Origin of the sequence: Micromonospora sp. DT47 (assembly GCF_049844475.1) — a bacterium.
Classification (GTDB): domain Bacteria; phylum Actinomycetota; class Actinomycetes; order Mycobacteriales; family Micromonosporaceae; genus Micromonospora.
Window position 1 is genome coordinate 186,679 of the sequence record NZ_JBNCLC010000009.1, and the last position, 12,420, is coordinate 199,098.

The 12,420-nt window shown below is 66.4% G+C and carries 8 protein-coding genes and 1 pseudogene; 3 read left to right on the plus strand and 6 right to left on the minus strand.

Features of this window, described 5'->3' with window-relative positions; all coding sequences use genetic code 11:
* Positions 1 to 111: 111 nt before the first annotated feature.
* The 6 genes from ACLQ2U_RS16690 to ACLQ2U_RS16715 form a co-directional block, all read right to left on the minus strand.
* Positions 112 to 1,164: an NlpC/P60 family protein gene (locus tag ACLQ2U_RS16690; RefSeq protein ID WP_425751564.1), complete on the minus strand. Its 1,053-nt coding sequence runs from the start codon at positions 1,162 to 1,164 to the stop codon at positions 112 to 114.
* A gap of 39 nt (positions 1,165 to 1,203) precedes the next feature.
* A complete protein-coding gene (locus tag ACLQ2U_RS16695) occupies positions 1,204 to 1,689 on the minus strand; it encodes a poly-gamma-glutamate biosynthesis protein PgsC/CapC (RefSeq protein WP_425751565.1) in 486 nt (161 codons plus the stop codon).
* Complete coding sequence (gene pgsB / locus ACLQ2U_RS16700) at positions 1,686 to 2,978, minus strand: poly-gamma-glutamate synthase PgsB (RefSeq protein WP_425751566.1); 1,293 nt, start codon at positions 2,976 to 2,978, stop codon at positions 1,686 to 1,688. The genes ACLQ2U_RS16695 and pgsB overlap by 4 nt, the downstream gene beginning before the upstream one ends.
* Complete coding sequence (locus tag ACLQ2U_RS16705) at positions 2,929 to 5,052, minus strand: HAMP domain-containing protein (protein WP_425751567.1); 2,124 nt, start codon at positions 5,050 to 5,052, stop codon at positions 2,929 to 2,931. Before ACLQ2U_RS16705 ends, pgsB begins: the two co-directional genes overlap by 50 nt.
* Positions 5,053 to 5,688: 636 nt before the next feature.
* Positions 5,689 to 6,834, minus strand: a complete 1,146-nt coding sequence (locus ACLQ2U_RS16710) for a CapA family protein (RefSeq protein ID WP_425751568.1) — start codon at positions 6,832 to 6,834, stop codon at positions 5,689 to 5,691.
* Positions 6,835 to 7,036: 202 nt separating this feature from the next.
* Entirely contained in the window at positions 7,037 to 8,920 is a 1,884-nt protein-coding gene (locus ACLQ2U_RS16715) for a gamma-glutamyltransferase family protein (RefSeq protein WP_425751569.1), read from the minus strand.
* A 1,093-nt stretch (positions 8,921 to 10,013) separates the two neighbouring features.
* Between ACLQ2U_RS16715 and ACLQ2U_RS16720 the strand changes: the two genes are divergently transcribed.
* The 3 genes and pseudogenes from ACLQ2U_RS16720 to ACLQ2U_RS16730 all read left to right on the plus strand — a co-directional run bounded on the left by ACLQ2U_RS16720 (position 10,014) and on the right by ACLQ2U_RS16730 (position 12,351).
* Complete coding sequence (locus ACLQ2U_RS16720; RefSeq protein ID WP_425751570.1) at positions 10,014 to 10,625, plus strand: DUF6230 family protein; 612 nt, start codon at positions 10,014 to 10,016, stop codon at positions 10,623 to 10,625.
* A 110-nt stretch (positions 10,626 to 10,735) separates the two neighbouring features.
* A pseudogene (locus ACLQ2U_RS16725) lies at positions 10,736 to 11,117 on the plus strand (DUF6114 domain-containing protein); the annotation flags it as partial.
* 235 nt (positions 11,118 to 11,352) lie between these two features.
* On the plus strand, positions 11,353 to 12,351 hold the full coding sequence (locus ACLQ2U_RS16730) for a hypothetical protein (protein WP_425751571.1): 999 nt from the start codon (positions 11,353 to 11,355) through the stop codon (positions 12,349 to 12,351).
* Positions 12,352 to 12,420 lie beyond the last annotated feature (69 nt).

Sequence of the window (12,420 nt, forward strand, 5' to 3'; positions counted from 1 at the left end):
GGGCGGTTGGACATCGTCGTCCCGATGTCCAACCGCCGTGCCGCCGCGAACTGGCCGGGCGCAGGCAGGTGCGGGGCCGGCCGGGGTAGCCCTTGACGGTCGGTGGGCGGATCAGATCCGGCGGGCGGTCAGCCACCGATCCGGCCAGTACCCGACACCGTCCAGCAGGGGTTCGCCGGAGAGGTCGCCCATGGTGGGACCGTCTGTCTGGGACCGGCTGGAGATGAATCGGTGATGCCCGCCGTCGTCGATGCCGAGATAGATGCCTGAGTGGTCGATCTGGCGGTTGGGTATCGGCTGGGCGTTGAAGAACAGCAGATCGCCGGGGAGTAGGCGGTCGATCCCTCGGGTCCGCTGGCCGGAATTGGGCATCAACTGAACGCCTGGGCCCACCTCGGCCATCGCGTATGCCCGACGGGGGAGACCCTCGCCCGGGGTGTTCGTTCCGAGCAGCGGATACCCGAGCCGGTGACCGTAGACCATCCGCAGGTAGCCGGAGCAGTCCAGGGCCAGCGCGCGCTGCGGCTCGGGCACGGCGGCCTTGCCGTCGAGGAACGACCACGGGAGACCGAGGTAGTCGTAGAAGTCTGAGCGCTCCTGACGCCCATCGGGATCCGCGGGGTCCGGCGGTCCGAACGAGGCGTCACCCGAATACTGTTGTCCCTGGTTGTCCTTCTTCACCGGGGCTCCGTCGACGTATTCGAAGGCGATTGCCAACACGTCCGGCGAGCGGTCCTTGCGGGCCGCGGCGAGCCAGTCGATAAACCATTTCTCTTGTTCGGCGCCCGCATGCCACGCCTGGGGTGTGAGCCGAACCCACATCTTTGTCTCGATCTTCGCATCGGTAAAGCGTGGCTCTTCAAAAGTCCGGGGCGGACCGTCGATGTGCGCGGTCCGCGCGCCGTCCGTCATGATCGCGACGGGCTCTCCAGAGGAGTCGATGATCTCCGTACGATCTGGTCCGGTCGACCGCTGGTATGTGTAGCCCGAAGCACCGCGTGCCTGGCCGCCGGACGCCTTCGCCGCGCCCAGGGTCAACACCGGTTGGTCTGTCGGCGACGGTCGCGCGACGACATAGGTGACCGTGCTTGCGGCGACCAGCATGGCGAACCCGGCGATACTCAGCAGTGCAGCCCGGGTGCGGAGGTACCTCCGGTACTTCATGTCCGCTTCTCCCTTCGCGACTCGGTTCCAGGTGATCGGTCAGGTCACCGGCACGAAGCCGGCGACAACGCCGCTGAAAGCAACACCGAATGTGACCGCGGTCACGATGATGGTCGCCAGGATGGTGGCCTTGGGCGGCTGACGCACAAGCTGGTACGCGATTAGTCCTGGGATAACGAAGCCTAGGGTCTGGTGGGCGAACAGTAGCGGGAGGTCACGCTGGACGATGACGAACAGAGTCAATTGCAGGAGGACGCTGACCAGCACGATCGCCGCGAACAGCCGCTTTCCGTAGAGGATGACCACGCGTTGCATCAGCAGAGCGATGAGATAGGTCAGAAGGGTCATCCCCACGATGATCACAGCCTGCAATTGATCCTCGATGAGTGTCAACGCAATCCAGCCAGGCGTGATCATGCCGCCGGGCGAGAGGTTGGTGGTCAAGTAGCACATCAGCGCGAACACCAGCCCGATCCCAAGGCTCGCGGTGGCAAGCTGAGCACTGAGTTCTCCGCCGAACGTCATCGTTGCGTCCTTTCTTCGGTCGGCATACGAAGCGTGGAGGCGGATGGCGAGCCATCCTCGCAGGTCCAGCCCGGCAGTGTCGCTAGCTGATGGACCAACACCTCACCCTGTCCGTGGATGTTCCCCACCGCGATGATCGAGGCATCGTCCGGCGTTGCCGCCGTCACGCCCTCCAGCAGGCTGCCCGGATCGGGCTTGCCCCCCAGGTCGACGACCCGGTCCTGAAGTTCCGCCGGCACTGTCGTACGCGCACTCTTAGTGACCTCACCAATCAGGACGATGTTCTCGGGGCGCACCCGGCCGCTGAGCTCGCCCATCTGACCGTTACGTTCGATTCGGTCCGGCCGGCAATTGATCACCATGGTGAGCGGACGGGTGATGAGCTGCTGGTCCTCCAGTTGCCTGATGTTCATGAAGGTGGATTCCGGGTCGTTGGCGGCGAAGATGTTGGCGAACCGGAAGCGCTTTGTGCCGTTCATCACCCGTGCCACGGAGAGCACACCCGGGTCAGGTGGTGCCTCCCACATGCCCTTGAGCGCGTTCTGCCGGTTGACACCCAGTTGCTCGGCAACGGCCAGAGCAATGGCGACGTTCTCCTTGAAGGTGATCCAGCCGAATCCGTCCATCTCACGGTCGGTCACCGACTCCGGATCCACCGCTATGAGGTGGCAGTCACGCCGTTCGGCTTCCTCCTGCAGGATCGCCAGTCGGTCCCGCTCGGCGGTGATGCACACCCCTCCGGCCGGCATTGATCGGCTCAGAGACCGGGCCACATCATCCAGGGTGGGGCCCATCTCGGTGAGGTGGTCCTCGCGCACGTTGCACAGCACCCCGATGTTCGATCGGATTAGCTTGCTCTGGTTGACCTCCTGCAGCGCCGGCATCACCGCCATGCACTCCATGACCAAGACATCCGGGTGATACACGGCGGCCCGACGCACGATGCCGACCTGCTCCACCACATTCGCGATGCCGAACTTGCGGTGCACCGGCTCTTCTGTGGCGTCCGGAAAGATGAATCGGGCAGCGGTCCCGGTGGTCTTCGCCACCACCACCCGGCCGCCGCCGCGCAGGGCGCCGGCGCAGAGCCGCGTGATGGAGCTCTTGCCTCGGATGCCATTGACCAAAACTCGGTCCGGGATCTTGTCCAGGTTGCCATTGTGGTTGCGCTGCTCGACGACCCCGGCGACGAGCAGACCCAGACAGCTGAGAACGAAAACGACGTAAAGATATGCCACGTCAACCCCTTTCGTCTCGGTCGTCGGGGTGGAGATCGGCTCGATCTCCATACAATGGCGCGGCCCGATCAGCGTCTGCTTGCTGGGGGAGCTGTGGGAGCACGACGGTGCTGTCCTGCTCCGTGCCGCGCAGCCGGCTCGCACCACCCAACCGGCTGGAGCCGGTGTGCCGGACCTGCCGGCAGACCTCCAGGCACATGGCCAACGCCCCGATGTCGTCGTGCCGGTGCGGCGAGATCGGCTCCTCCACCGAGCCGTCGCCGATTCTGTCGGCCTCGTCGGCGAGCCGACGCAGTGGACGTGAGAAGACGTAGTACTGCCACACCTGCGTGAGCAGCACGATGCCTGTTACAGCCCCGGCGACCAACAGAGTCCAACGCCGTCCGTCGCTCTCCGGTAGCCGTAGCCCGGCCAGGTCCTGCTCCACCACGAGCGACCACTTCAAAGGAGTAACCGTGTTGGGCTTGTTCAGGCCAGCGGCGGCGACCAGAGTCGGACTTCCCTCGGGCGTCTTCGCCATCCCCACGGTGCCGCCCTTCAAGGCCTCGCCTGCGGCAACTCGTGCCGAACCCTCCAGTTCCTGGAAAGCGCGGAAACCCTCTGAGTCGAACACTGTGCGCAATTCCTCGTCGACGACCCGTACCTGCCCGTCCACCTCACGCAGCATCTCCAGCAGGTAGTCGATGTCGAACTCACCGACAACCGCGACGCCGTTGGCAGCGACTCGGAAGGCGTATACCACCGGGAGGCGGGCGGTATCGCCGTCCAGAGCGATGCCGGTTTCACCGCGCAGCGGCTCCTTCCGCAGCGGCTCACGCCCCGCGGAGCTAACCACCGATCCGCTCGGGTCCATCAGGTATAGGCCGCGAAAGCGGTGTTTGTCGGCCAACTCCTGCTTCAGCATGGGAGTCATTTGCGCCGGGTCGGTGGCCTCGGCCGCCTGGGAAATGCGCGTCACTGTCTGCAAACCGTTGTTCAGCGCCTTACCCATGACATTGCTCGCCGCCTCGGCCCTGCTCTCCTCGTCCCTGACAAGCTGATCGGGTATCGGCGGCTCAGGCGCGCGGAGTGTGTAGGCCACGGCCGCGGCCGGCCAGAGCAGAGCCACCACGGTGGCCAGAGCCAGGCCCTGCGTCACGGTCGGTCGCCACCGCCACCGCCACCGCCACCGACCACGGCGGGTGGTAGGAGACGAGGGATCTCCGGACGTGAGGGCCAGCGCCCGGGCGATACGGTGGGCCTCCGCGACGCGCAGCGGGTGCCGTCTGGTGGGGACGGCGCCGCAGGCGTTGTCCTTGGCGCGCTGTAGCAGCGACCGCACGGGGCCGAACAGCGCTAGCCGCATCAGCAGGAAACTCGGCACCGCCACCGCCAGCAGGGTCAGGCCGAGCAGGAAACCGTGTATGGCAGAGGTGCCGACCGTCTCGTCCGCGACAATCAAGGTGGCGACCGTCGCCCCAGTCTCCCCCACAGGAGCAGAGGAGACGACCAGCTGCTTGTTCAGCCATTCGGTCACCCTGATTGGGTGGCCCTCGCTGGACCCGGACTGCGCCAGCCCGCGGAACACCACCGGTAGATGGACGTCGGGTACGGCGCTAACCCCCTGCATCAGGGTGCTCTTGCCATCCGGTGTGATCACGAAGACGCCCTGTCTGGCGTCGGGGTTTAGCCGTAGCTCGTCTATGTCGAGCGGCTGCGTCGCCAGCAGGGTCCGCGAAGCGTCCAACGCGGTGCTGCGGACCAGCGCCGGCCCGTTGGGGGTGGTGATCGGGAACGTGTCCTTGACCGGCAGTGTTGGCGGCAGCAGCTCCAAGGGCACCCCGCTGCCGGCGGTCGCCAGCGGGCGACGGGAGGGGGTCTCCACGATCGCCGCCCCGTTCCAATCCGTCCCGTCCCCCACCAACTGTTTCAAGAGTTCAGGGTCGGGCGTGGATGGGGACCGGGCCGCGATCCGCTGATCGAGGTCCTCGACTGAGTGGTTGATGGTCAGTCGCATGCTGGAGGCGACCTTTGACACGTTGTCCCGCTGCGAATCGACCACGGCCGGCGGCACACCCCGTTGACCGTTGACAGCAAACCCCAGCACAATGGCCGCGCCTAGCACCATGGTCGCCCAGATATACACCAGCGATGGCTTATTGGAGCCCGCGGGAAACCCGGTGGTCGGTAGCTGCTGGTCAAGGGCCCGTCGCCGCCAGGGAAGGATTTGCTCCTGCGTCTCGGCGGGGTTTGCTGCCGCTACCGGAGCGCGTCCGCGAAACCGGCTCTGACCCGTCCTTCGGTCGGGCGCAGGCTGTTCGCCTCTGCTCTTTCTTCTCACGGCGACCCCTTCCCTTCCGGGAACATCGGAAGTTGCACGCTCAATCTCGATCATCGAACTCGGCGGGGTGAGGCAACGTCACCCCGCCGGGATGAACTCGAGCGCGGCGTGGACATTCCGCCATGCCCAGCTTCGCGAGCGCATGGGGCGGCACGATTAGATCGTCGAACTGGGCGGGATGAGGGAGCCTCACCCCGCCGAGGTGAACCCGACGTGGGCGGACGTTCGGCGAGCCGTTTCGAGGGGTTATGGGGCGTGTGTGACGGCAGGTTGGCCGGCCCCGCTGTTCGTAGGGTCCGCACCCCGTTGGATGGTGCTGGGCGCCCATCGGGTCGCGAGGTTCCCGAGCGCCGCCTTTTCACGGCAGTGGAAGGACCCGTCGCTGGCGTCCACGTGCACTCGGCCGCACCGGGCCGCCATCTCGGTTCCGCAGAAGCCTTGTCAGCGCCTCACACGGAGCCCGGCGGCGATCCCGCCGCGGCTGTTGAGGTAGCCGGTGATCCGATCCTGGGCCGCGGTGTAGATGGTGCGGCGATCGTCCCCGCCGGGCATGCCCTCGAGGGTGCGGGCCAGGTCGAGGATGCGGATGGTCGGTCTGAGGGAGAGCCACACCGGGATGGCCTCGGCGCGCGTGACGACCCACCGTCGGTTGGGCTGCTCAGTGAACGTGAATTTGGCCAGGACTCCCTCCCGGTTGGAGTCGTTGGGGAAGTCGTGGCGGGCAAGGGTGTTTCCCACGCCGAAAGCGATCCATTTGTCGCCAACCCGCTCGAAGGGCTGCACGACGTGAGCATGGTGACCGATGATCAGGTCGATGTTCGGGTCAGCGATGAGCTGTTTGGCCCAGAGCAGTTGCTCGCGGTTGGCTATGTGACTCATTTCGGTGCCCCAGTGGGCGGAGAGCACGATGATCTGCGCGCCGGCCTTGCGGGTGGCCTCGGCGGCGGCGCGGATCGCGGGGACGTCGATCCGGTTGGCCAGCCACGCCTTGCCGGGTGGCGGTTCTAGGCCGTTGAAGTGCATCGCCCAGGACAGGTGACCGATCTTGACACCGTTAACCTGGTAGATGGTCGGCGTGGCGTGCTCGGCAGCACTGCGGAAGGTGCCGGTGTGCCGCAGGCCGGCAGCGTCGAGGGCGCCGAGGTTGTCGTACACACCTTGCTCGCCTTGATCCAGCGAGTGATTGCTGGCCGTGGAGCAGGTGTCATAGCCGGCGGTCTTCACCGCGTCGGCCAGGTCCTCTGGGGCGTTGAAGCGCGGAAAATCCTTCGGTTCGCCAGGCCCCATCGGGGCCTCCACATGGCAGATGGCCAGGTCAGCCGATTCGACGGCCGGGCGGACCGAGGCGAACATCGGGTCGAAGTCGTAGCCAGCGCGGCCGGCCGCCTCGGCGTCCGCCCGTGCCTGCCGCCAGGTCGGCGGGTGCACCAGGATGTCCCCGGAGCCTAGGATGCTGACCTGGGACGGTGTGCCCGGCCCCGGTTGCGCAGTTGCCACCGCTGGCGGCGAGGAGAGCCGCTCGCGAAGGATGTCACCGCGCAGCGATGACACGCCCGTCGGGGCGACGACCAGCGCGGTGATGAGCACGACGCGGACGGCGGATAGGCGCATGTGGGCCTGCCCTTTCTTGAGCCGAACAACCGGCATGCGACTCGCCCGGAGTCGAGACGCCATCGGGGCACGTCGGCGAAGGTGGGCTGATCAATCTGCCCGGGCAGCTAGGGTGGGCCGCCGCCGGCCGGTTCTGTAGTCAGCAGGGAGGGCCAGAGGGCCACCTTCCCTCGGAGAGTCAACGCCCGATCGCGCTACCGTCCCTGCGCTTGTCCGCCGCACCGAAAAGCTGATTCCCTTCGACCTCGATAGCGGTGAGACCGCTGTCTAGTGCCACTAGCCTGGGGCATGGATGCTCGCGTACCGCCAGTTCAGCCAGAAGTGCGCCGACCCGCCTGCCCGCTTCAAGCTCAGAGGGAGCGCCAATTGCCTTCCCACATTTGCGGGTGATGTCCTGTCCGCTGAAATGTCCCTGATCGAGCGCCTCCGCCGGGCGCATGCCGTCGACCATTACCCCTGTCAGTGCCTGTGTCACGTAATCCGGGATGTGGGAGCCCCCGGCAGCGCCCACCACAAGCTTCAATTTCCTCGCGTCTTTGTCAAGCACTATCGTTGGTGCCATCGACGCCGTGGGTCGCTTTTTGGGCTCCATGACGTTCACCGGCTTGCCCGGTGAGACCGACGACGTGTCCGTAAAGTTGCTCATTGCGTTGTTGAGAATCATCCCCCGTGCCTCCAGGTGCGACCCGAAGTGGGTGTTGATGGTTGTAGTCATGGACACGGCGTTGCCGTCGGCATCGACGATGCTTATGCTGCTCGTCGGATCGCCAACGTCGATAGTGCTCGGGACGTCGCTGACAGATGGTGCGGGAGGCGCAACTCCCTTAGGGTCCCCTGGTTCAATCGGGTCGATTGCCCGGTCAGGGGAGTAGAGGGAGAAGCGCTTGTCGAGATAAGTGGTGTCGAGTAGCCCGGCCACCGGCACGTCATGGAATTCCGGGTCGCCTATGTATGCGCGGCGGTCGAAGTTCGCCAACCGGCTGACCTCGACTGCCAGATGAATGCGGTCTGCCGAGCCGGGGTCCGTCTTGCCTACCTCGCCGCGTTCCAGCATCCCCAGCATTTCCAGGACCGACACTCCTCCGAAGGCTGGCGGCGCTGAGCTGCATACGATCACGCCAAACACCTTCCTGCACAGCGGTTTGCGCTCTGTGGCCGTATAGTCCGCGAAGTCATCCGCAGTCATGAGACTGGGGATGGTTACCGGACCGGCCGTGTTGCCTTTGAGCTTGATTGGGCCCTTGGCCGCATGGCGTGCGATCGCCGGTGCGATCCTGCCGTTCGGGTCGTAGAACGCGTCCGCGCCCTCGTCCCGAACCTCCCGCAGGACGTCCGCGATGTCAGGGTTGCGAATCGTCGTCCCCGCCGCCTTCGGCTTGTCACCGTTGCAGTAACGGGGGCGAAGGTCGGGGTAGTTGCAGCGCTTCCTCCCATTGAAGCGTTCCCCGAGGCCACTGCTCAGGTTCTCGGACATTGGGAAGCCATCCGCAGCCAGCCGGATGGCGTCGTCGAAGAGTTCATCCCACGGCAGGACACCGTATGCTTCATGCACATCCGCGAGCACTCGCAGAGTGCCTGGAACAGCGAATGCCCGCCCGGTTGCAGACGCCGCGTACGGGAAGCGGTCAGTCCGAAGCGCCTGGCGCTCCTGATCAGTGGGAGTCATGACGTTCTGCGTCACGGTCTTGGGGGATCTGGACATGCCGTCGAAGAACCGAACGGTGTGCTTGTCAGGATCCCAATAGGTGATGAGTGTGCCGCCAGCCAAACCGGAGGCATGTGGCTCCACAACAGCGAGGACGGCCTGGACGGATACTGCCGCATCCGCACCCGTGCCACCCCGGGCAAGAATCCTGCAACCGGCCTGAACCGCGAGAGGATGGGCAGCCGCCACCATGAACTTTTTACCGACCGCGTCTGCTTCCCGACCAGTCGTCGGATTCGCGCAGGGATCGGGACGCGTCGCAACGGCGTTGGCTCCGATGGGCGCTGTCAACAGGGCTGGCAAGATGAGCGCCAACACCAGCGTGGGAAAGAAGTAGCGCTGCTTGCGTGCATACATATATCCAACCTCTCCGTTTATGCGAAAACGGGGCGTCGCGGTGGATTTCAGTAAGCTTCGTGGCAGGAATCCCACTTCCGCGGGGATGGCGGGGGTCGGCGCCGGCTGATTGCCAGGGCGCTCGGAGACGTGAAGACCATTCTTTGTTCGTACGCATCAGACCCCTCGTTCTTTCAACCGGTATCAGAGCGACGTCCCGGTCGGGGGCTAGCAGATTGATCTGAGCATGCGCTATTCCCCGTCCCACCAATGCCGAGCGGAGTTGCCACAGGCATCATCCTTCGTGGTTGGGCGACGGCGCAGGGCATCGCGATAAGTCGTGGCCTCCGGGACGGAGGTGTCGCAGGTGGTAGCGGGGAAGTCCGGTCTGGCCGAACACGGCGAGCAGTGTCTTGAAACAAACCGCGTGTCCCGGTTGGTGAGGCCGACTGTCGGCACCTGCGGGACAGGTCCTTCGAAGGGGATCTCGAAGGCTTAAGAATGCATTTCAGCGAGGTCGTCCACTGTCGGACGGCCGTGCCGGATTCCGAGGCAGAACACGGGGCCAGCAGCGCCGTTGGGGAAGCGGCGGCGGCTCGCGGACGGGGGCGCGACCTTCGCCCGTTACCCGTTCGCATTCGAATGCCGGGAAACCGCACAACTCCGCCCACGCGTCGACCAGGCTTCGAACTTCAGCTAGGAAGCTGCAGCCAGCACGCCCTTCACCACTGTTGCCCGCCCAAGACGCAGGGCAGCGACCTCGACCACACCGAGGACGTACGGCGGGGTGAAGAAGCGCGGACGGCCCGACAACCGGGCACGCAAGCCCGCGCGTGTTGTCGTAACGGGGCGATGGATGAGCAGCCGCAACGGTATGTCTCTCCGGTCGTCCCTGAAGCCTCTGCCGTCGAGACCAACATCGACCCATAGCCTTCAGTGACGAATCCACCCCGGAGCGTCCGCCTGGTGTTAGCGTCAGGTGGGCAGGGCCTTGTGACCGCGCCGGGGGGACCACGCACGTTCAGCACCTGCCAACACACGGGTGGCGAGCTGTGGTTCAGGGCCGTCACATCCGCCCGGCCACCCGGAGCGAGTTCCGCCCCGAGGAGGAATCGTGCAGGATCGGTTCGAGGCCACAGGTCGTACCCGCTGGCGCCGTTTCGCAGCCCTGATGGTACCGGCGACCGTCATCGCCGGCGCGATCGTGATGGGCATGGCAAACGGCGCGCTGGCTGCCTCCTTCGCCGTCTCCGGCCAGACGTTTAAGGTCTCCGCCTCCGAGCTGCGGGGCGAGGGTTTCGTCCAGTACGGCGGCATCGCCGAGGAGATCGACGGAACTGAGCACCCGGTCGCCGTCACCGGTATTCGCAACGCAAGGCTCTTCGATCTCTGCCAATCGGCGAAGGTGCCCGGCGCGCCCGTGGTGCTCACCATTAACGCCGGCGGCGGCGGCAGGCCCGCCACCGCGAGCGACCTGCTGATCGACGTCGACTCGCTCGAAGGTGACGCCGAGTTCACGAACATCAACATCGGCCAGGACGCGTCGACCCTCGAGGGTGGTCCCGACGGCGCACAGGGCGCCAGGAAGGCCTTCGGCCAGCAGGCCGCGACGGTGACGATCAAGAATCTCCGCCAAGTGGCCCGCTCCACCCACGCCGGGACGTTCAACCTCACCGGGCTGAAGCTGAAGGTCAATGTCGGCGCTGCCGCGAGGGAATGCTTCTGAGCTGACCACCGCGGCGAGCGTCGTCGCGCAGGACGCTGACGTGGGCGCGCGGACGGCACCCTCATCGGCACATTCCCTGCTCTCGACCCCTCATCCGGCAGGAGGCGTGCGTGACGAATGCCGAACAGCAACACACCCAGCCGAAGCGGTTCCGCGCCGGCTCGCGCGGCTTCCGCCGCTGGCGGCGGACACGGCCCTTCTGGGGCGGCCTGCTGACCGCACTGGCCGGTCTACAGATCTTCGGCACCACCCAGATGTCGCCCGCTGGTCTCGCCTTCCAGATGGGGCCAACCGGCTTCCTCTCCTGGCTGATCCCTACGATCCTGGTGACCTCCGGGCTACTGATGTGGTTCAGGCCGCAACACCGGATCCTCTACGCCATGGTCGCTGCGGTGACCGCGCTGTTCTCGCTGATCGGGGTGAACCTCGGCGGCTTCTTCGTCGGTCTGCTGCTCGGCATGGTGGGCAGCGCCCTCGGCTTCGCCTGGGTGCCGAACGTCCACCCGGCTGCCCGGTCCGGCGGTGAGTCGGCCAGCGACGCAACGGTGCGCGACGAGGCGGCCGGCGACGGCACGGCGCGGAAGGAGACGCCAGACGACGCGACGGGACGGGACAAGCCGACGGCCGGTGCGGGCGGTGACCTGGCGGCCCCCGACACAGCCCCGAGCGCGAGCAGCCGGCCCTCGTCAACGAGCTGATGTCTGGGCGGGACGGCATCGGGCCGTGTGTGGCCCAGCCGACGTTGGCTGCGCACGAAGAGATCGGTGGGCCCGGGACGTTCCGGCGAGTCGGAGGGCTGGAGGCGGAGCCGCCAAGGCCGCGACAACGCGTTCCGCGATTTTTCACGGTTCTGCTCGGGCTGCTCGGAATCTCCACCGCCCTGGGGCTCGCCGGGATCAGCCCGGTACGGGCGTCCACCTTCGCCGTCCTGGCGTTCGACGGGCCGACCTGCCCGACGCCACAGGCAGCGAGCGGTCTGCCAAGCGCAGGCCGGGCCTCGTCCGCCGGCCCGAACGGCTTGCCCTCGGCCGGCTCCGGCGGAAACGCCGAGGCGGACGACGGCAACACCTTCACGCTCGGCGGGATCGGCGATCGTTCGGGCAACCGCGGGGATGACGAAACCGAGGCCCCGGCGCAGCCGGTGCCCTCGGTCACGCTACGCCCCCAGCCGTCCGCGACCAGGCTGGCCAACGCCACGCCGAAGGTTTCCGCTCTCGAGTGCGCCCGTCCGAATCCGACCCCGAGCCCCACCGGAACTGTCCGGGCCGGCAAGCCCTTGCCGCGAATCAACGCCGAGCCGGGGCAGCCGGTGGTGGCCGCGACCCCGTCCAACCTGACCGGCTCCAAGGTGACCATGATCGGGCTCCGGTTCGAGGGGATCGTCGACTTGCCCACCGTCGACGGCACCCTCAAGGCGGTGAAGTTCAGCATGGAACGGGCCGTCATCCACGACTTCCTGCTGCGCGCGCCCGGCCCGGCCGGCATTACCATGCGGTTCGCCAGCGACCGGCTGACGGTGAGCGGCAATGTCAACTTCTATGCCACCCGTTTCGTCGGATGGCTGTTCGGCATCAAGATCATGCTCGCCCCGGACCTGCCGCTCCCCGACGGAATGCAGATTACGACGCCGATCCCGATCACGTTCAGCGATCCGGCGATCGATCTGGCCTTTGTCGACAGTGACACGGTGACCGCCTGGCCGGCGCTGAGGGGGACCCTGGACTGACGTCGCTCCACCAGCACCGCTTGTGGAGCGGCTGTCCCGCCGGTCCGCACCCGACATCAGAGCCGGGCG